The 20,129-nt window shown below is 57.2% G+C and carries 22 protein-coding genes; 3 read left to right on the top strand and 19 right to left on the bottom strand.

The features are described 5' to 3' along the window. Positions 1 to 64: 64 nt before the first annotated feature. Positions 65 to 373, bottom strand: coding sequence for a hypothetical protein (locus CPJ18_RS19385; protein WP_077102646.1), 309 nt, complete (start codon positions 371 to 373; stop codon positions 65 to 67). A 159-nt stretch (positions 374 to 532) separates the two neighbouring features. Here CPJ18_RS19385 and dinB point away from each other — a divergent pair, with 159 nt between their 5' ends. Together dinB and CPJ18_RS19375 are read left to right on the top strand one after the other, a co-directional pair. Continuing rightward, positions 533 to 1,621, top strand: a complete 1,089-nt coding sequence (dinB, locus tag CPJ18_RS19380) for a DNA polymerase IV (protein WP_167397937.1) — start codon at positions 533 to 535, stop codon at positions 1,619 to 1,621. Between the two features lie 91 nt (positions 1,622 to 1,712). Further along, entirely contained in the window at positions 1,713 to 1,955 is a 243-nt protein-coding gene (locus tag CPJ18_RS19375) for a hypothetical protein (RefSeq protein ID WP_077118529.1), read from the top strand. Positions 1,956 to 2,043: 88 nt separating this feature from the next. On the opposite strand, the gene CPJ18_RS19370 is transcribed toward CPJ18_RS19375, so the two are convergent. After that, positions 2,044 to 2,412: a hypothetical protein gene (locus CPJ18_RS19370; RefSeq protein WP_077118528.1), complete on the bottom strand. Its 369-nt coding sequence runs from the start codon at positions 2,410 to 2,412 to the stop codon at positions 2,044 to 2,046. A gap of 286 nt (positions 2,413 to 2,698) precedes the next feature. Between CPJ18_RS19370 and CPJ18_RS19365 the strand changes: the two genes are divergently transcribed. Further along, positions 2,699 to 3,466 (top strand): GntR family transcriptional regulator, encoded by a 768-nt coding sequence (locus CPJ18_RS19365; RefSeq protein ID WP_077118526.1) that lies wholly within the window; start codon positions 2,699 to 2,701, stop codon positions 3,464 to 3,466. An 84-nt stretch (positions 3,467 to 3,550) separates the two neighbouring features. Here the strand turns inward: CPJ18_RS19365 and CPJ18_RS19360 are convergent, their stop codons facing one another. The 17 genes from CPJ18_RS19360 to CPJ18_RS19280 all read right to left on the bottom strand — a co-directional run bounded on the left by CPJ18_RS19360 (position 3,551) and on the right by CPJ18_RS19280 (position 20,119). Continuing rightward, entirely contained in the window at positions 3,551 to 4,327 is a 777-nt protein-coding gene (locus CPJ18_RS19360; protein ID WP_077118525.1) for an aspartate/glutamate racemase family protein, read from the bottom strand. Next, positions 4,324 to 5,097: an aspartate/glutamate racemase family protein gene (locus tag CPJ18_RS19355; RefSeq protein ID WP_077118523.1), complete on the bottom strand. Its 774-nt coding sequence runs from the start codon at positions 5,095 to 5,097 to the stop codon at positions 4,324 to 4,326. The genes CPJ18_RS19360 and CPJ18_RS19355 overlap by 4 nt, the downstream gene beginning before the upstream one ends. A 17-nt stretch (positions 5,098 to 5,114) precedes the next feature. Beyond that, complete coding sequence (locus CPJ18_RS19350; protein WP_077102634.1) at positions 5,115 to 6,515, bottom strand: FAD-dependent oxidoreductase; 1,401 nt, start codon at positions 6,513 to 6,515, stop codon at positions 5,115 to 5,117. Between the two features lie 16 nt (positions 6,516 to 6,531). Next, positions 6,532 to 7,425 carry an isocitrate lyase/PEP mutase family protein gene (locus CPJ18_RS19345; protein ID WP_197710907.1) on the bottom strand — a complete coding sequence of 298 codons (894 nt, stop codon included), beginning with the start codon at positions 7,423 to 7,425 and terminating at the stop codon, positions 6,532 to 6,534. A 55-nt stretch (positions 7,426 to 7,480) separates the two neighbouring features. After that, complete coding sequence (locus CPJ18_RS19340; RefSeq protein ID WP_077118519.1) at positions 7,481 to 8,182, bottom strand: ABC transporter ATP-binding protein; 702 nt, start codon at positions 8,180 to 8,182, stop codon at positions 7,481 to 7,483. Next, a complete protein-coding gene (locus CPJ18_RS19335; protein ID WP_103659653.1) occupies positions 8,175 to 8,915 on the bottom strand; it encodes an ABC transporter ATP-binding protein in 741 nt (246 codons plus the stop codon). Before CPJ18_RS19335 ends, CPJ18_RS19340 begins: the two co-directional genes overlap by 8 nt. Next, the gene (locus CPJ18_RS19330; protein WP_077102626.1) at positions 8,908 to 9,885 is read right to left on the bottom strand and encodes a branched-chain amino acid ABC transporter permease; all 978 of its coding nucleotides are present in this window, start codon (positions 9,883 to 9,885) and stop codon (positions 8,908 to 8,910) included. Before CPJ18_RS19330 ends, CPJ18_RS19335 begins: the two co-directional genes overlap by 8 nt. Beyond that, entirely contained in the window at positions 9,882 to 10,751 is an 870-nt protein-coding gene (locus CPJ18_RS19325) for a branched-chain amino acid ABC transporter permease (protein WP_077102624.1), read from the bottom strand. The genes CPJ18_RS19330 and CPJ18_RS19325 overlap by 4 nt, the downstream gene beginning before the upstream one ends. A 69-nt stretch (positions 10,752 to 10,820) precedes the next feature. Then, a complete protein-coding gene (locus CPJ18_RS19320; protein ID WP_077102622.1) occupies positions 10,821 to 12,038 on the bottom strand; it encodes an ABC transporter substrate-binding protein in 1,218 nt (405 codons plus the stop codon). A gap of 54 nt (positions 12,039 to 12,092) precedes the next feature. Then, positions 12,093 to 12,707, bottom strand: a complete 615-nt coding sequence (leuD, locus tag CPJ18_RS19315) for a 3-isopropylmalate dehydratase small subunit (RefSeq protein WP_077118648.1) — start codon at positions 12,705 to 12,707, stop codon at positions 12,093 to 12,095. Between the two features lie 10 nt (positions 12,708 to 12,717). Further along, on the bottom strand, positions 12,718 to 14,124 hold the full coding sequence (gene leuC, locus CPJ18_RS19310) for a 3-isopropylmalate dehydratase large subunit (protein WP_077102620.1): 1,407 nt from the start codon (positions 14,122 to 14,124) through the stop codon (positions 12,718 to 12,720). A 37-nt stretch (positions 14,125 to 14,161) separates the two neighbouring features. Further along, positions 14,162 to 15,085: a polysaccharide deacetylase family protein gene (locus tag CPJ18_RS19305; protein ID WP_077118515.1), complete on the bottom strand. Its 924-nt coding sequence runs from the start codon at positions 15,083 to 15,085 to the stop codon at positions 14,162 to 14,164. Further along, positions 15,085 to 16,011 carry a polysaccharide deacetylase family protein gene (locus CPJ18_RS19300; protein WP_077118646.1) on the bottom strand — a complete coding sequence of 309 codons (927 nt, stop codon included), beginning with the start codon at positions 16,009 to 16,011 and terminating at the stop codon, positions 15,085 to 15,087. Before CPJ18_RS19300 ends, CPJ18_RS19305 begins: the two co-directional genes overlap by 1 nt. A gap of 22 nt (positions 16,012 to 16,033) precedes the next feature. Next, positions 16,034 to 16,711, bottom strand: coding sequence for an isochorismatase family protein (locus CPJ18_RS19295; protein WP_103586173.1), 678 nt, complete (start codon positions 16,709 to 16,711; stop codon positions 16,034 to 16,036). A 569-nt stretch (positions 16,712 to 17,280) separates the two neighbouring features. Next, positions 17,281 to 18,429 carry a MalY/PatB family protein gene (locus CPJ18_RS19290; protein ID WP_103586171.1) on the bottom strand — a complete coding sequence of 383 codons (1,149 nt, stop codon included), beginning with the start codon at positions 18,427 to 18,429 and terminating at the stop codon, positions 17,281 to 17,283. 5 nt (positions 18,430 to 18,434) lie between these two features. Next, positions 18,435 to 19,193 (bottom strand): SDR family oxidoreductase, encoded by a 759-nt coding sequence (locus tag CPJ18_RS19285; protein ID WP_077118513.1) that lies wholly within the window; start codon positions 19,191 to 19,193, stop codon positions 18,435 to 18,437. Next, positions 19,193 to 20,119, bottom strand: a complete 927-nt coding sequence (locus CPJ18_RS19280) for a dihydrodipicolinate synthase family protein (protein WP_077102573.1) — start codon at positions 20,117 to 20,119, stop codon at positions 19,193 to 19,195. Before CPJ18_RS19280 ends, CPJ18_RS19285 begins: the two co-directional genes overlap by 1 nt. Positions 20,120 to 20,129: the final 10 nt, after the last annotated feature.

The following is a 20,129-nucleotide window of genomic DNA, read 5'->3' as shown; positions in this document are numbered from 1 at the left end:
GAACCTGTTTATCTGTAGACACGGCCCTTCGTTTGGGCCGCGCTGCAGTTTTCCGGAGTTCAGTTCAGCCTGCTGAAACGCGGATCGCGCCAGCTTCGCCGAGACTGCGCTGCGCTGCTGAGACTTCGCTGGCGGAAATGTCGGCAGATACTTCGATCTCTCCACCAAGCGGAGCATCCTCACGCGCATTGTCGTTGGCGGAAACATCACCGCCAGACGGCGTAACACCAACGGTGTTCTCAGAGGTCGCTGACTGAATGAAGATGTCAGGTCTTGGCACGCCATGCTGCTGAACCAGATGCTCAACAGCAAGGTCTGCCGCCGCACGCGTGTCGAAAATGGCTTTTATCGTCGTCGTGCTGTCATCGGCCATAGGTCTTCTCCTGTTTTAAGTGTCACGATAGGCAGACTCCCCTACGCCCTGAGAGTTCCCTTCCCCTCCAAACGAAACCGCAACAGCACTGGAAATTTGCAAAAAAGCTGATATGTTCTCTCTTTGTTTCAATTTGATCTTAAGGGGAGGTGCGTAGAAATGAATGTCATGGCGCTGCCTCCCATTCGCAAAATCATTCATGTCGATATGGACGCTTTTTATGCGTCGGTGGAACAACGCGATAATCCCAACCTTCGCGGCTTACCACTGGCTGTTGGTGGATCGGCAGCGCGCGGTGTTGTGGCGGCTGCGAGTTACGAGGCCAGAACCTTCGGTGTGCATTCCGCCATGCCATCCGTCACCGCGAAGCGGAAATGCCCGGACCTGATATTCGTGTCGCCTCGCTTCGAGGTTTATCGGCAAGTCTCGCATCAAATTCGTGAAATCTTTGCCGAATATACGCCGTTGATCGAGCCGCTTTCTCTGGACGAAGCCTATCTCGATGTCACCGAAAACCTGAAAGGCATGGAAATCGCAACCGAGGTTGCCCTTGAAATTCGTGCCAAAATAAAGGCGGTCACTGGCCTCAACGCTTCTGCCGGCATTTCCTACAACAAATTTCTGGCGAAGATGGCCAGCGATCTCAACAAACCGAATGGACAGGCTGTCATCACGCCCAAAAACGGTCCAGGCTTTGTTGAAGGCCTTGCCGTCAAGAAATTCCATGGGGTTGGGCCAGCCACGGCGGAGCGGATGAAAAGCCATGGCATCGAGACAGGGCTTGATCTTAAATCGAAACCGCTCACCTTTTTGCAGCAGCATTTCGGCAAGTCTGGGCCATATTTCTACGGCATTGCCAGGGGCATCGATGAAAGACAGGTGCGGCCCGATCGCATCCGTAAATCCGTTGGCGCTGAAGACACATTCGTAGACGATATCAGTGACCTTAGCCTGGCAAAAGCCGAGCTTCGGCCACTGGTCGAGAAGGTCTGGCGCTACTGCGAATCACACGACATCACGGCAAAGACTGTTACCGTCAAAATCAAATATTCCGACTTCAGTCAGGCAACACGCAGCAAGACGGTGTCAGACTTCGTTTCCGATACCGAGATGATCATCAACATCGCGGAAGTCTTGCTTGCATCCGTCGCCCCATTCAAACGTCCCGTAAGGCTGCTCGGAGTCACCCTGTCCTCACTGAAAACCCAACAGACGAGCCAGGAGCCGCAACTCGCTCTCGAGCTGTGACACGCTGTTTCCGGGAACAACTGATGCCCTCCGTAGTTCGCTGTAGTGTGGGAGATAAAACCTACGAGACGGCAGTCAAAGGAGATGCGTAATGACACCATCAGATGATGATAAGGGCTCCGTAAAAGACATTCACGACGACGCCAAAGGGCAATTTGCCAAGGGTCTAAAGCACAGCGACAACAACGGTGTAGCCAGTGCCAAACCTCGTGTGATCACGGGCTCGGATGATGCGACCACGCACAAGACTCCTCCTGGAAAGAAGCCGACCGAAAAGGAGTGGGATTTAAATTATGACGAACGTGGGACGAACGAAGGCGATTTTCGCGGATAGTACGCAAATAGACCGGATTGTCTAAAGGGAAGCCACTCGGCTTCCCTTCGGTTATATGGCCTCGTTAAAGCAAAGTTCATTCCGGGCATCAAGGTTTACGCATCAGTCCTAAAGCGTATCCCAACGTTGCGGCGAGGCCCAGTGATGCCAATGGGTTTTTATAGACGAAGCCCCTCGTGGAACGGACCGTGCTGACGGCATTTTTTTGCGCCGACACCACGGCACGCTGCGACAGGCTTTCCACTTCTGCTTTTATCGCCGTCAGATCTTCACTGACAGAGTTGCCAATCCCGTCATCCCGTTCAGCAACCTGTTGAAGGGCAACATCGACCAATGGCGTATATGGTTTCGACTCGATGTTATTCTCGTCTGGCACAGTGTTGCCAAGATCGGTTTGAAGCGAGAGATCGGGATTCGCAGGATCGGACGTTGGTGATTGAGTGCTCTTATCATTCATGACAGGATTCCTTGTTTCGAAACCTAACCGGGCACCATCCCGTATGTTCCCGCCGAAGGTCGCCTGAAAACAATCCCGCGTAAAATTAAATCCAGCCAAAAGCGCATTGCCCGTAAAAGGTATAAATGACATAATGTTATAATCTTTTGAATTGCTGCCGTCTCACAATTGTGAGATTGACGCCTAAAAGTAAGCAGCCGTTGAAGAGGCATGATTTTATAGGGCTAATCTGCGTCATAGCCCGCAGCTGATGTAATTCGATTTCTCTTTTGGAATTCCTTGATTGATGCCTGAAGTCCGTTCTCCTACCCCGCTTTACCACCGCATTTACGCGGTCATGCGCGAACGCATCGTAAAGGGTTATTATCCCGGTGACGCACCTGTGCCGAGCGAAGCAGAACTTGCGGAGAGCTTCTCCGTCAGTCGCATTACCATACGCAAAGCGATGGAGATGTTGACGGCGGAGGGGCTTGTGACCCGTACGCGCGGGCGCGGAACCTACATCACCGACCGCAGCAAGGAGAACAAACTCAATCGCGTTGTTGTCTCCAACATCAACAGTCTTTTCAGCTACCTCAACGCAGTGGGAAAGAGTACACGGTTGAAGGTCGTCAGTCTTGACGTGGGCGAAGCGCCACCTCGCATATGCGAGCAGATGGGCATACCGCCGACAACGGAACTGGTTCGGGCCGTGCGGGTCCGTTCGCTGGACCGCCGCCCCTACTCGCTTTCGACCGCCTACCTTCTTCCGGAAATCGGCAAGACGTTGAACCGCCAGGATTTGGCAACGACGGATATGATCGATCTCGTGCAAAAGGCGGGTGCCGAGGTTGAAAAGGTCGAACAAACGCTGACCGCCACATTGGCCGACGACTACGCGGCCAAACATCTGGAGATACCGATCGGCGCTCCCCTAATGTTGGTCAATCGGCTATTTTTCAACACGGAACTAAAGCCGTTCTATGCCGCCGAGATTTTCTATCGCGCTGACCGTTACGAGTACCGAGTCTCGCTGAAGCGAGAGGACGGCAAGGATTTCTCGCTCGGAAATTGATCGTCTTCGAGCGAAAGGAAAGGCCGCACATCGGATGCGCGGCCCTAATCGAAACTATGACATCAGCAGTCTGAAAATTATCACTCAGCCCTTTGCCGCATTCTCCGCAACGGCTCCCGCCTTCATCATGGCGTGAAGCATATCCAGCCGAGGCTCGACAGGAGCCGGGTAGACCTCTCTACCGTGGGTTAAGCCGAGTGCAAGAAAGGTTTCCACAAGCTTATAAGTCAGCGGGCCGGGATTGACGACGGGTACCGGTAGGTTCGCGGCGAGATATTCCCCAGCCTGATGCATGGTAGTTGATCCCAGGCAGATGACCTCTGCGCCGTCTTCCTCGATGCAGCGCATAGCAACATCGCGCATGCGTGGGAAAACACTGTCCTCTTTTCCGCCCAAGAGATTGGAGAAATCCGGCGGTTGATCGAAGCTGCGCACCGAGGCGCATTGGCGATCGAAACCATATTCGCGGATGGCCTTTCGGTATCGCGGCAGTGCCGGTTCCCATTGCGCAAGCACCGAGAATTTCCCGCCCAACGTCAGCGCGTAAAGCATCGAAGCCTTACCCGCGCCGATGACGGGAATGGACAGGACCGAGCGGAGCATGACCATGCCGCTATCCGACATCGTGTCGATGCAGACGGCGTCAAAGCCTTCGTCTTGCGCATTGCACCCGGCCTCGAAGATGGCGAGGTCCATCAGCCCCCAGTCATGCGGAGACATGAAAGATGTCGGGCCGCAGGTGACGGGGCGATAGGTCAGCTCCCAATCCGCAGGCAGCGGGACGTATTGCGATTGCGCCTGGCGATTGCGCACACCTTCTTCATCCAGCGCGAAGGGGACGATGACGAGAATGCGGGTCATTGGCTGCCCCCCAGATAGGCTGCACCGGCAGCGCCGATAGCACGGATCATGTCATGCTTGGGAGACAGCGGCGTTGGCCATGTTGCCTTGCTGTGGGTGAGGTTCAGGTCGAGCGCAATCGATGCCAGCTTGTAGGTCAGTGGACCGGGATTGATGACGGGAACGCCGATGCGGGCAGAGAGCCAGGAATGCGCCTCATGCATGGTCGTGGAGCCCAAGATCAACACCTGCGCGCCATCCTCTTCGACGCATGTCTTCGCCGCATCCAGCAGAAGCGGGAACACTTCGTCCTCCTTGCCGGCAAGCAAGCTTTTATTATCAGGCGTGACACCAATCGAGCGCATCGAGGCACATTTGTGCTCCATACCAAGCTCGCCCAGAGTCTTGGTGTAGAGCCTTTTCCAGCGATCCCACATCATCAGGATCGAGAATTTGTCACCCAACATCTGCGCCATCAGCATGGAGTGACGGCCCGGCGCGATGACAGGGATGGTCAGAACCGAGCGCAGCATCGACATGCCGCTATCGGACATTGTGTCGATGCAGACGGCGTCGAATCCCTCCTTCTCGGCATCAAGACCGGCATCGAGGATCGAGAAATCGGCGAGCGCCATATCGTGCTGGCTCGAATAATTCTTCGGCCCCACCCGCACGGCGCGATAGTGAAACTCGATACCTGGGCCGAGATCGACCGCCTTCATCTGCGCTTGCCTGCGGGCGAGATCATCCTGCCCCATGGGAAACGGTACGATGACCATAACCTTCTTCATCATGTTCTCCTCGTGTTTCAGCTTTCAGCAGCAATCCGCGCAGCCGTGATGCCAGCCAACCGGCCAAAGCTGGTCGCCGTCAAAAGGCCGTTGCCGGACAGGTAGCCGTAATTGGAATCTCCAGACACACCACGCGCCGCGCCGCCGCCTGCTAAAAGGTTCGGCAAAACAGTGCCATCTTCGCGCAGCACCCGCGCCTCGGCATCGATCACCAAACCGCCCTGCGTGTGGAATAGCGCACCGTTGACCTTGACGGCGTAAAAGGGCGCGCTCAGGAGCTGATCCGGCGTGAAGTTGCGACCAAAGCGATCGGGTTCGCCGGTGCGTGCGGATGTTTCGATGGCTTCGAACTCTTCGCGAATAGTGGACAATGAAAGCCCCGTGACCGTGGCAAGGTCCTCCAGACTGGTTGCCGTCTTGATGGCTCCCAGCTTGCGGATTTCGCGGTAGTCATAAAACCCCATCCCGGCCTCATCACCCTTGGCATCATAGATGTCCCAAGCAACATGGTCCGGCTGCGCGGCGACTTCTGCGGCATGTTCGGAGTAGCCGCGCATCTCATTGGAAAATCGCTGGCCTTGCGTATTGAGAAGAATGCCGCCCTTGGTGATGACAGCCCATGTCAATGGCAGAGCATGCGGGTGAGCGACCGATCCATGCCCCTGATAGGCTCCCATATCTGCGAGCGCCGCGCCGATCTGCGCGCCCCATTTCACCGCATCGCCCGTGTTGGAGAGATGACCGCAGCACTCGGCATCGGCAATTTCCGGGATGTATTTCTGGACGAGCGCGACATCGCCAGCAAAGCCACAGGAGGCAAGAACGAGCGCCTTGCAGCCCAGCATTTCCAGCGCGCCATCCGGCCGACGAAAACGGACGCCGGTTACGTGACCAGACGCATCCACATAGAGATCTTCGACGGACGCATTTGTCACGACATCGATATCGGCGTTGGACACGGCAGAAAGAAGCGACTGTTCCAGGTCGGCACCGGTGCGGCTTTTCGGGCCGTGCATGCGAAGGCGCGAATGGCCGGGATAGGTGAACCCCGTGACCAGTTCGAATTCCACCTTATGCGTGTCCATCAACCAGTCGATCATCGGACCTGCGGTCTGTGCAGCGACCAGCGCCATATCATGGGGCGTGTGGTCATGGGTCTTGGCGACAAGGTCTTGCGCGAAGAGTTCGGGGCTGTCCTCAATGCCCGCTTCCTTCTGCAAACGGGTGCAGGGTGCGGGAATGAGACCTGCGGACAGCGAGGTGGAGCCCGTCGGGTTCTCGTCCCGCTCCAGCACCATGACCTCCTGGCCCGCATCGTGGGCCGCAAGGGCTGCGACCAGACCACAGGCTCCTGCCCCGACCACCACGACCGGCATTTCAAAATCGAACGTCACGCCTTCCGCAGATAGCACTGCCATGGCTCAAATCTCCTGCTCAATAGCTGGTGCGGTTTGCTTCCGGTGTGCCGTAGCGGGCTTCCAGTTCCTGAATTTCAGGCATCCGCGCCATATCGAAGAACTCCTTGAAGTTCATGACGTTGGGCGCGACCGATGCGATGGTCTCTTCGGTTTTGAGAACCTGAAGCGTTTTACGTGCAGCTTCACAGGCCGAAAGCAGCAGCCAGTTGGGGTAGATGATCAGCTTGAAGCCTAGCGCCTCGATTTCAGACCGCGTCAGGAACGGCGTCTTGCCCGAGGTTGCCATGTTGTAAAGCAGCGGAATGCCGGGAAAACGCGGTGCAATATGCGCCAAGTCATCCGGGCCGGGGCTTTCGATGAAGATAACATCTGCACCGGCTTCGCGGTACATTTCCGCACGGTCGAAGGCAGCGTTGCGACCGTGCAGCGCCAGAGCATCCGTGCGGGCAATGACGACAAAGTCTTGGTCGATACGTGCGTCCACGGCGGCCTTGACCTTGGCCACCATATCTTCGGCTGGAACGATCTGCTTGCCTGCTAGATGGCCGCAGCGCTTCGGCAGTACCTGGTCTTCCAGATGCACGGCTGCTACGCCCCCGCGTTCATAAAGCTGAATGGCACGGCGCACGTTGAGCGGGCCGCCGAAACCATTGTCGGCATCGGCAATCAGGGGAATGTCCGAGGCATCGGCGATACGCGTGGCGTTATCAACCATCTCCGTCATGGTCAGCAGACCGACATCCGGATAGCCCAGCCGCGTGGCGGATGTGCCGGCACCCGTCATATACATGGCGTCAAAACCGGCTTCGGTCACAAGGCGGGCATACATGGCATCGACCACACCGGGAGCCATAAGGGCTCGTTCGTCTGCAAGCAGCTGCCGCAGACGTTGGGTACGTGTAAGGGACATTGTATTCTCCATTTCTCCGTAATTGGCCCCGGCTCACTCCATCCGGGGCAGCGTCTCACATTCCGAGATAGGCTTGGCGCAACTGCGGATCGGCCAGCAGCGTGGCGGCCTCTCCCTGCATGACGAAACGACCCTGCTCGATGACATAGGCGCGCTTTGCGACACTCAACGACTGCATCACGTTCTGCTCGACTAGCAGCACGGCAACACCGTCAGCATTGATCTTGGTGATCAGACCGAACATCTCTTCGACCATGATGGGGGACAGGCCGAGAGACGGCTCATCCAGAATGAGCAGTTCCGGCTCCGACATCATGCCGCGACCGATGGCCAGCATCTGCTGTTCACCGCCAGATAACGTGCCCGCAAGCTGGTTCATTCGCTCCCGAAGCCTCGGGAAGATTTCGCAGATGCGCTCGAAATTCTGCTTGGTGTTTTTGCCAGCCCGGCGAAACGCACCGAGCTTTAGGTTTTCACCAACAGACAGGTTGGGGAAAACCTTTCGTCCCTCCGGCACATGGGCGATGCCGAGTGCCACGATGTCGCGCGCATTTTTGCCTGTGATCGTCACGCCCTTGAAGGAGATCGATCCGGCGCTCGGCTTGATGAAGCCTGATATGACATTGTTGAGCGTCGTCTTGCCCACGCCGTTGGAGCCCAACAGGGCAACGATTTCACCATTATCGACGCGCATATCGATGCCTTGCAGCACACTCATCGAGCCATAGCCTGCGCGGATACCCTTGATATCAAGCATGGTTTTCCTCCTGCAAGCGGGCAGCGGCCCCGTGGCCGAGATAGGCTTCCACCACGGACGGGTCCTTGACGAGTTCGCGCGGCGTGCCGTGAGCAATCATCTTGCCCTGGTTCAGCACATAGGCTGTTTCGGCCAGTTGCATCACCGCCTGCATGACGTGTTCGATCATCAGGAAGGTATGCCCTTCCTCGCGGATTTTACGAATGATGCCGACAATCTCGGTGATTTCAGAAGGTATCAGGCCCGCCATGACTTCATCGAGCAGCAGTAATTTCGCACCGGTCGCCAGCGCACGCGCAAGCTCCAAGCGTTTGCGACCCGCAATGGTGAGCGATGATGCGGGACGATCAAGCATCGCGCCCATGCCCAGCCGCTTGCCGACATCCCGCGCCACCGACATGGCTTCGCGACGGTCATGGTGGTGGAGATACGCACCTACAGCGATGTTTTCCTGAACCGTGAGCCCCGCAAAGGGCTGAACGATCTGAAAGGTGCGGATCATGCCAAGCGCGCAGATGCTGTGCGGCGCAAGGCCGGTGATATCCTTGCCCTGAAAACGCACCGTGCCTTCATCAGCCTTGGTAAAACCGGCAATCATCGTAAAGCAGGTCGTCTTGCCCGCGCCGTTCGGGCCGAGAAGTCCGACGATGGAGCCTTCAGGCACATCGAGCGATGCATCCGTGACAGCCTTCAAACCGCCGAAGCTTTTGGAAAGATTACGAACCTCAAGCATTGTCGTCCACCTTCTTCTTGAAGGTGCCGAGCTTACCCGCAAGGCCGACAAGACCATTGGGCAGGAAGCGCAGCGCACAGATCAGCACAATCGCGTAGAGTACGAAGTTCAGCCCTGGGGCATTCGGCAGCAAGTGCTTGGCACCTTCGCCAAGAAGATGCAGGCCGAGCGTGCCGAGCAGCGGACCCCAGATCGTCCCGGCACCGCCAATGATCGGGCCGATCAGTGCTTCGATGGAAACGGCGCTGCCATAGACCACGTTGCTGTCGATAAAGAGCCAGAGCTGGAGATAAAGCACACCGGCCAGACCACCAAAGGCACCGGAGATTGCCATGGCCTGCACCTTGATCTTGTAGGTGTCGATACCCAGCGCGCGTGCTGCATCCTCGTTTTCCCTGACGGCGATGAGATAGGCACCGAAACGGGAATATTTGATGAGAGCCGTCAGCGCCATGACCAGCGCTACCACGACCAGAAGGGCAGTGTAGGCGATGGCACGGTCGTTGAATTGCAGGTTGGCAACGCCAGGGACCAGCTTCAATTGCAGCCCGCTGCCGCCGCCGGTGAAATCGAAGGACGATGCGCAGATGCGCAGCACTTCGGCAAAGGCTAGGGTGACGAGTGCGAAATAGGAGCCCTTCAGGCCATAACGAAACGCCAGAGCGCCGATGAAGGCACCCATGGCAGCGCCCGCAAGAATGCCCGCACCAAAGCCCACCCATGCGTTTACGCCGTACTGCACCTGAAGGATGGCCGAGGCATAGGCACCGGTTCCGTAAAGTGCGGCATGACCGAAGGACGACATGCCACCGAAACCACCGGTGATGTTCCACGACAGGGCGACGACCGCGACGATCAGCGCGTTGATGGTAAAGCCCATCCACACCGGCGATGATGCGAAATAGACGCCGAACAAATAAGCGAGAGCCGCCGCGATAAGGGCGATCTGCCCAATGGATTGAGGTCTCATGTCCTTGCCCTCCCGAGAAGCCCTGACGGTTTGAAGAGAAGGATGAGGATAAAGGCGAGGAAGATGCCGATCTGGCCGAGGCTTTCGCCAAGGAAAAGACCGCAGAGCGACTCGATGACGCCGAGAAGCAGACCGGCGACCAGTGCGCCCAGCAGGCTGCCCATTCCACCCAGCACCACGGTGGTGAAGGCCACGAGCACGAAGGTGTAACCAACCTGCGGCGTAATATAGAAAGTCGGCAGCAACAGGCACGCCGCAAGCGCCACACAGGCCGTGCCGATACCGAAACAGACCGCATAGGTGTGGTTGACGTCGATACCGACGAGTTCTGCCCCACGCTTTTCAATCGCCACGGCGCGAATGGCAGAGCCCGTGCGTGTATAGGCCATGAAGCACCACAACAGCGGCGCGACAGCGAGCGCGGCACCGAAGGCGATCACCCGACCGAGCGGCAGATAGGCACCCAGCACTTCGACCGTATCATAGGCGTAAGCGATATCAGCCGTGCGCGTATTCGACGTCCAGAAGTAGAGCGCCAGATTGTCGATGATCATCGACACGGCAAGCGTGATGAGAAGAACATTCTGTTCCGAGCCGCTGCTCATCGGCGCAATCAGGAAACGCTGCAACACGTAACCGAGCGCGAAGAAGGCCGGAAGAACGATGGGAATGGCGAGATAGGGATCGACGCCGAAATAGAAGTACAGGAAATAGACGGCGTAAAGCGCCAGCATCAACAGGCTGCCATGCGCAAAGTTGATGATGTGGAGCACGCCGTAGATGAGGGTCAGGCCCAGCGCCACCAGCGCATAGACGGCTCCCATCATCAGGCCGCTCAACACGGCAGGTAAGATCAGACTTGACATCAGGGCTCGCCTCTCTGTCGTTTGAAGAGCGCCCCCAGGGACATTGACGTCCATGGGGGCGAGACCGTGTCAGTTTTTGGCAGGGATCGGGAAGACCGCTTCGGCCGTGGCATATTCCTTCGGGAAGACCAGTTCGATCTTGTCGCCACGAATCTGCGTGTTTACCGGCTGCGAGTTGACATTGTCACCATTGACGAACTTCGTCGGGCCATACGGCATAATGGACTTGTCGAAGGTCGATGCGGCCAGAGCTTCGATCATCTTCTGACGGTCGGCGGAAGCGCCGCGTTCCAGAGCGTCGGCGATCACCTGTATCGTCGCATAGGACACCATCACGTCATAGGTCAGGTCCAGCTTGGCAGCTGCAACGCTGGCAGCGAGCGCCTTCGACAGGTCCTTGGATGGATCGTACCAGTGGTTGCAGTCCATCACATATTGAGCGACTTCCCTGTTCTCGCGGACGAACTTGATGTTGGATGCCGCGCCACCGAGGATGGAATAGATGGCCTTGAGTTCGACGCGCTGCTGGTTCAGCGCACGCGCCATCAGTGTGTATTCGTTGATGTAATTCGACGGAATGAGGATGTCGGCCTTCGATGCCTTGACGCGAAGCGCGATGTTGGAAAAGTCACGCTGCGGTGTCGGGTGCGAGATGGTCTCGACCACTTCGATACCCTGCTTCGGCAGCTGTTCGGCCAGAATTTTCGCCATATTGGAGCCGAAGGGACCGTCTTCATGGACGATGGCCGCTGTCTTGATGGAATTGCCCGCGCCGGCATTCAGAAGCTTGAGGTTCTCAAGCGCGACGCTGGTGCATTTGTTGACGCCCGGCGTGAAACGGAAAACGTTGGGCAGGCCGCGCGTTACAACAGTTTCGGCGGTGCCGATGGAGAAGACCTGCGCAAGATTGTACTTTGCTGCTGCCTGCGAAGACGCAAGGCCTAGCGCGGATGCCGTTGCGCCGGTGAAGGCGCAGGCATTGGCCTCGATCAGCGTATCGACGGCGGCAGCGGCGGCTTCCGGGCGGCTTTGCGCGTCCACCACGACGAGTTCGATCTTGGCACCGCCCATCGACTTGATGCCGCCTGCGGCATTGATGGCTTCCGCCGCAAACTTTGCACCGGCAGCACTCTGTGTACCGTTATAGGCAAGGTTGCCTGTCAGCGGTTCGATGACGCCAACCTTGATGGCCGGTGTCTGCGCGCGCAGGATGGATGGCGCAGCCAGGCTGACGGCTAGCGCTCCGGAGACCTTTAAAAGGTCGCGTCGTTCAATTTTGAATGTCATTTTATGCTCCCAGTTTTTTTATGAGACGGCAAAAGAAACTCGCTGGTCCGCCCGTCAACGGCCCAGCCAGGAATGCGACGCCATTCGATCCGTTTCGAAGGCGGTGATCTGCTCCATGAAAGTGAATGTCATTTCGATCTCGTCCAAACCGCGTAAGATACAGTCGCGCGCGAAGGGATCGATGGTGATGGGATGCGTGCCAAGATTGCCCGGCAAGATCAGCTCGGCAGCCTCCAGATCGACCGTAACCTCGGCTTCAGGAAAACGGTTGAGATGATCTGCCAGTGCCTCGCAATGCTCTGAGGATAAGCGAACCGGCACGAGCCCGTTTTTCAGGGCATTGTTGAAGAAAATATCGCCAAAACTCGGCCCGATAACTGCCCGGATGCCATGATCGACCAGCGCGTAAACCGCACCCTCGCGGGACGATCCGCATCCGAAATTGTCCTCGACAAGAAGAATGGTCGCGGCGTCGGCACCAGGCTTGTTGAGCGGGAACGATGGGTCCAGTTCTTTCTGCTCATCGCGACGGATGTCGTGGAACAGGAACTGGCCGTAGCCCTGCGCGCGGTCTGCCTTCAAAAAGCGACCGGGAATGATCTGGTCCGTATCGCAGTTGACGCCGGGGATGGCTACTGCTGTGGATGTTTCGCGAATGAATGCTTTCATCATTGTGCCCTCACAGCCTGCGCACATCGGTCAGACAGCCGCTGATGGCAGCAGCAGCCGCCATGGCGGGGCTGACCAGATGGGTGCGCGCGCCGGGGCCCTGACGACCGACGAAATTGCGGTTGGAGGTGGAGGCGCAGCGTTCACCGGGACCAACCACGTCACCGTTCATCGCCGCACACATGGAACAGCCCGACTCGCGCCATTCGAAGCCCGCCTCACGGAACGTGCGGGCAATGCCCTCGGCTTCCGCCTGCTCTTTCACCTGTGTGGATCCAGGCACGACGATGGCGGGGATCATGGCCTTTCGGCCTTTGAGAATAGAGGCAGCAGCCCGCAAATCCTCGATCCGGCTGTTGGTGCAGGAGCCGATAAAGACCTTGTCCAGTTTCAGGCCATCCAGCGGGGTGCCGGGTGCCAGCTCCATATACTCAAGCGATTTCGTCGCCGCCTTGCGCTTGTCGGAACTGTCGAAACTTGTTGGATCGGGCACGCGCCCATTTATGGAAACGGCGTCTTCCGGGCTGGTCCCCCATGTCACCATCGGGGCAATATCCGCACCGTCCATTCTCACTTCCGCGTCAAAGAACGCATCACTATCGCTGGCAAGCGTGCGCCAGTGCGCAACGGCACCGTCCCATTCCTGCTCCGATGGCGCGAAATGGCGACCTCGGACATAGGTAAACGTCGTTTCATCCGCCGCGACCATGCCGAAGCGGGCAGCAGCCTCGATCGACATATTGCAAAGCGTCAGCCGACCCTCAATGGAAAGGTCTCGCACGACCTGTCCGGCGAATTCGATGGCATGGCCACCTGCACCGGCCGCACCGATCTTCGCGATCAGCGCCAGCATGACATCCTTGGCCGTCACACCCTGCCCCAGCACGCCATCAATCGTCACCCGCATGGTCTTGGGACGAGACTGCCACAGCGTTTGCGTGGCCAGAACATGAGCGTTTTCTGATTGGCCGATACCGAAAGCAATCGCACCTAGCGCGCCTTGCGTCGAGGTATGGCTGTCGGAACAGACGATGGTCAGGCCCGGCAGCGTGATGCCCTGTTCCGGTGCAACAACATGGACGATGCCCTGCTGACGGCTCGACAGACCGAAATGCCGTATACCGCCCCATTCCATGTTTTCATCGAAGGTGTCGATCATGTGGGCGATGGCCGGGCTTGCCGCATCGCTCGACTTTCGGCCCAGCGTCGGCACATAATGGTCGGCCACCCCAAAGATTTGCTGAGGACGCCTAGGTTTCAAACCACGCCGCTTGAGATCGGCAAAGGCATGAAAGCTGCCTTCGTGAATCATGTCACGGTCGATGTAAAGCAAAGACGGGCCTGCCGGATGGCGCAATATCTCATGCTCATCCCAGATCTTGCCCAACATTGTGCGCGGTGCGGCTGCGTGCGCCATGACCTTGTCTTCCTGTTATTCGGCTCGACGTTCGGTTTTAGCCAGCAGCACGAAACGACGCACAGATGTCACCCGCGGGTGCATTCCACACGCCCTCATGTGACAGAATGTAATCGAGCACTTGACGCAGATATTCGACGCGATACGGCATACCAGACACCCAGCTATGCAGCGGCAGGCTCATGACGCGACCGCCATATTGGGCGCTTTCGCGGTACAGTACGTCGAAGCGGTCCTTGACCTGCTGCACCCATTCGGCTTCTGACTGGAAATATTCGTCAGCCACCACCCGGTCGTCAGTCTCGTAAGCCATGGGCATGGCGAGCAGCGATCCATTTTTCGTCTGCATCTCATAGGGAAGATCGTCGTTTGCCCAATCAAGGCTATAGGCAACACCGTTGCGCGCCAGCAGATCAGGCGTGTTGAAGCCCTGCGCACGACCCGGCGACAGCCAACCCTCAACCTTCTGACCGCTCGCCTCGCGAAGCAGGCTCAAGGCCTCGGCGATAATGGCATTTTCTTCGTCTTCGCCAAGGCCGGAGTGATGGACCTTGCCCATATCCAGACCGTGGGCGATGATTTCATGTCCGCCCCGCACCACAGCGTCGATCAGCGCCGGATAACGCGCCGCAATCACGCCATTGATCGCAAAGCTGGCTTCCAGCTCCTTTTCCGCAAGCAGCTTGAGAATGCGGAAAATGCCGATGCGGTTACCGTAGTCACGGTTCGTGTAATAGCGAAAATCCGGGTAAGGCATGGACAAGGCGCCCGGTGCCTTGAATGGCTTTGAGGGCATGTCGAGCGGAAAATGCTGGACATGGGTGACGATGGAGAGGGCAATACGCGCACCATCGGGCCACGAGATGGGCTTGCGGGTGAAAAGGTCGCTCCACTCGTAACGATCATGATCCATGCCATAACGGCGGGCGGGATAGCTGAGATAGTCTTCAGGCATAGACATCAGCGCGCTCCCTTCCCGGAATTATGGGTAACCATGGCAGCGCTCATGGCATCATAGGCACCAGTGGCATGATAGGCAGCTGCGATTTCGCGCCCTGTCGTCTGCCACACGCCGTCATGCCCTGCGATATATTCGATGGCTTCGGCAAAGGCATCGATGCGGTGTGGCTGGCCAACGAGATAGGGATGCAGCGGAATGCACATGACCGTGCCGCTTTCGTTGCCTTCCTTGTATAGCTGATCGAACTGCCGCTTGATGATTTCGCCGTAGTGGCGCGGGGTGACCTTCTGGCTGTTGTAGACGATGACGTCGTTCATCTCGAGCGAGTACGGCATTGAAATCAGCTTACCGGACTTGACCTTGACCGGCATCGGCTGGTCGTCATGGAACATGTCGCAGGTGTACTGAATGCCCGCTTCCGACAGAATATCCATCGTCCAGAAATTGTTGGACAATGCCGGCGATAGCCACCCAGCCAATTCCTGACCCGTATGTTTGCGCACCGTATCGAAGGCATCGCGGATCACAGCGCGTTCCTGCTCGATATCGAGATTATAGACATAGCGGGTGTTGTAGATGCCGTGGGAAAAGAACTCCCAGCCACGATCCGCACAGACCTTGATGATTTCAGGGTGGTGGTCGCACAGCGCAACGTTAAGCGAGACGGAGCCGCGAAAGCCGGCCTTGTCCATCGCCGCCATCATCCGCTGCCAACCGGCACGGTTGCCGTAATCCCGGTGAGAATATTGCAGAACATCCGGGTTGGGCCGCGCCCACGGTGTGCGGGTGGGATTGTTGGGCGGGTTGTATTCGTAGAACTCTATATTCGGCGCGATCCAGACTGCGATCTTCTTGTTGCCGGGCCAGACAATCTTGGGGCGGTTTTGCCAGGGCAGGTAATCGTAGAGCCCTAGATCCGATTTCATGGCGGTCTCTTCAGCAGCCATCTCAGCGAACCTCCGGCTGATAGGCCTCGTACCAGGCAATGGCATCCGAAACCGGGATCACGTCGCCATATTTTACTGCGATATCATAGAGATTGGCGAAATGCGGGCTCTCATGCTTGTCGGCCACACACTCCTCGGGAACGATGACACGATAGCCACGCGAGATGGAATCGACCACGCAGGCGCGAATACAACCTGACGTCGATCCACCCGTTAAAACAACCGTATCACACTGGTGCCAGACCATCAGCGACTGAAGATTGGTCTCATGGAACGGCGATGCCATGCGCTTGTTGATGATGATGTCCTTGACGTGATCGATCTTCAGGCGTGGATCGAACTCGGCCCGGCGCGAACCGACCTTGATGTTTTGCAGGGAATCCGGCGTATTGGTGCGCGTGCCCCAGACACCGCAATCCTCCCCGGACTCCATGTAGGCCACATAGGTCCATGTGACTGGCAGGCCTTTCTCACGAGCCAGACCGGAAAGCGTGTTGACGTAGTCAAGCTGTCGAGGGTCCGTTTCGTAAGTGGTGATGAATTCACCGAGAGACGTGTAGGCGCACTGCAAATCGATGTTGATCAGCATCGGCTTTCTGCCGAACCCAAACCGTTTGCGCGCAGGATTTGCTTTAGCCTGCTCGTACAGTTGACGGGCGGTAAGCGATGAGATTTCCATGACGACCTCCTGTGCATCGCAACCCTCCACACGGCCTGAACACAGGCCGTTTCCCCAGCGAAGGCGTCGCGTTATTCTTCCTATTGTTATCACTTTATATCATTTGTAAAGCCACTTTTAGAAGACTCGTCATCTCTTTTTAGAAGACGCTTTTTGTCTGTGCAGATGCCTTTTATTCGTCTGGGATGATGCCAATAAATTGAGCATTAGCAGGTAGATAGACAAAGAAAACCGAAAACTCCGCTAGGCTCTGCCTGCACCGCCAAATGCAATCAGAACGGAACCTGGTCCGTATTTGGAATCTCTTCGAGTGACGGCTCTCTATGAATCCCGCCTCTTGAATCGTCCCATCAAGAAGCGATGCATTGCAGCAAAGTTTCGGGCGGTGCTTGCATCATCTACCTGTAAAAAACAGAAGGGGTATTCGGTCGTGACCATCATAGACGGCATGATGCTTAAAGTTCAGTCCGCCTTGTGCGCGCGATACGTCGGGAAACATCCATTTTCCGCAGGCTGGATGCGGTGCGATTGGCTTTCAAGTGAACTTGTCGATTATCGATCTCTTGCAATCAGGTGCGGACTTCCAGCGCTCGCACCATTCTTTGAAGACCTTCTTCCAGCAACGCGCGAGGGCAACCGAAATTCACGCGCAGATGGTTCGAAAACTCGGCTCCAAATTCGGAGCCGGCGCTGAAACCAACTTTGCCGTGCTCCAGAAAGAAGCTCTGGGGATCGGGCTGGAGACCGAGCGCGGAGCAGTCCAGCCAAGCAAGAAATGTCGCCTCGGCCTTGATCAATCGGATTTGCGGAACATGCTTTGCGAGTTGGGTCGTCAGGAAATCACGGTTAGCTTGGATATAGGAGAGCATGCCCGACTTCCAGGTGTCGGCATGCCTATAAGCTGCTAACGTGGCCTCGAGGCCGAGTATGTTGACGCTATCGACCATGCCGAGACGATATTGCAAATATTTCTCGCGCATCTCCCTGTTCTGAACGATAGCGAAGGCAGTTTTCAGGCCAGCGATATTATAGGTCTTTGCTGCCGACATGAGCGTGATCGTCCGGTTAGCGGCTTCGGGCGACAAAGAGGCGATGGGAACATGCTTTCTGCCGTCAAACAGCAGATCACAGTGAATTTCGTCGGAAATGATCAGCGTATCATGGCGCCCGCAAAGGGCGGCAATCGCGCTCAACTCCTCGCGCGTAAAAACCTTGCCCGTCGGGTTCTGCGGATTGCAGAGCAAAAAGGCCTTCGACTGTTTCAGTTTGGCAGAAAAGTCACCGAAATCGAGTTTATAACCTGAATCGGTGGCGACCAGCGGCGCTTCGATCCGCTTCATATCCCAATGGCCGGGAGCGTTGAGGATGGGGCGATAAACCGGGGTCTGAACGAGAACGCCATCATCAGGAGCGAGCATGGCTTTCAGCGCCATGTTGAAGCCCGGTTCGACGCCAGGCAGAAAAACGATGTCCTCTGGGGTGATCGTCCAATCATATTTGGCGTGCAGATCGGCGACGATGCAGGCGCGCAACTCGTCACGCGCTACGCCGTAACCCAGGCAGGGGTGCTCCAGACGGGATTTGATGGCATCGACGATTTCGGGAGCCGATGGGAAATCCATGTCGGCCACCCACATGGGCAGAATATCGGCACCATATTTGCTCCATTTGGAACTGCCAGTACCACGCCGCTCAACCACCCTGTCGAAATCAACCATCCGTCTTAGAACCCCTTGATCATGCCGCCATCGACCCGTATGGCCGAACCGGTGACGTAGCTTGCCTGCGCGCTTGCAAGGAAGACGGCGACCGCTGCAAATTCTTCTGGTTTGCCGTAACGTCCCGCTGGGATTTCCGCGCGCGAAGCTTCCTGCACGGCTTCGATCGTCTTTGCTGTCTTTTCTGCCTTGCCGGCATCCAGTTCCCGAACGCGGTCGGTATCGATACGACCGGGCAGGATCATGTTGACGGTGATGCCATGACGGGCAACTTCGCCGGCCAATGTCTTCGACCAGCCGGACACCGCAGCGCGAATACCGTTGGAGAGCGCCAGATTGGGAATGGGCTGCACGACACCGGAGGAACCGATGGTGATGATACGGCCCCATTTGCGCGCAATCATGCCTTCCAGCATAGCGTCGGTCACGGTGAAGATGGAGGTTGCCATGCTGTCGAAGGCACTGGCCCAGCTTTCTTTGGACTGACCGGCAGCCGGTCCGGCCTTCGGGCCACCGGAGTTGTTGACGAGAATATCGACGCCACCCGCCGCAGTGATGGTGGCAATCATCGCTGCAACGGATGTTTCGTCCGATAGATCGACGGTGAGAGGCGTGATGTTGTCGATCTTTTCCATCGCTGCCACATTGCGCGCGGCGGCGAAGACCTTGACGCCTTCAGCGGCAAGCGCCTTGGCGATAGCGGCACCCAGTCCGCGGCTGGCGCCCAGAACGAGGGCGGTTTTGCCGGCAATCAGATAATCCATTATTTCAAAGCCTCAAGTTTGCGTTCCTGGCGTGCCATCAGCCGTTCGACTTCGGCAATGGCCTGTGCGTTGAGCGCGGCACCGGGACGGCGCTGGGCACCGCTGGCAATAGCGCCGCGTTTGGCCAAGACATATTTGCGGATAGCAAGGCCAAGGCCCGGCTGCTGTTCGTAACGCATCAGGGGAAGATACGCGTCGAACAGATCCTGTGCGGCGTCAGGGTTGCCTTCGTTGCTGAGGCGGCAAACCTCAACCATCATTTCGGGATAGGCAAAGCCGGTCATTGCGCCATCTGCGCCGCGCTGCATTTCTTCCGGAAGAAAAACACCCGCATTACCACACAGAATAGAGGTTCGGCGGCGTCCCTTGGCCTCGGCATCCCGCAGATCGCTGATCTTCTGCAATCCGGGCCAATCCTCATGCTTGAGCATCACGATGCTGGGATGCGCTTCGAAGATGGTACCGAGCGTGTTCGATGAAATCTGCACACCTGTGACAAGCGGGAAATCCTGCAGAACGACGGGAACGTCCGTTCCGATTGCCTCGACCACATTGCGGTAATAGCCGATGATCTGCTCGTCGGTACGCAGGCTGGATGGCGGTGCAACCATGACACCGGCTGCGCCGAGGTCCATGACGGCTTTGGTCATTTCGCCAATGGCTGCAAGACCCGGTGCCGAGACGCCGACGACGACGGGCTTATCTGCGGAACGCGCCAGTGTCTGGCGGGTGATGGCAATGGATTCGGCCTGTGTCAGTTTTGGCGCTTCGCCCATCATGCCAAGGATCGTAAGGCCGTCCGCGCCCTTGCCGTAGTAGAAATCCACCATGCTATCGACGCTGGCGACATCAATTGCGCCGCTTTCGGTGAAGGGTGTGCAGGCAATGACGAAAACACCTGACGTCTGGTTGTTGATCAATGGCATGTCGTTCTCC

It is taken from the genome of Agrobacterium rosae (genome assembly GCF_002915175.1).
GTDB lineage: Bacteria > Pseudomonadota > Alphaproteobacteria > Rhizobiales > Rhizobiaceae > Agrobacterium > Agrobacterium rosae.
This window is presented reverse-complemented; position numbering and strand designations above follow the sequence as displayed.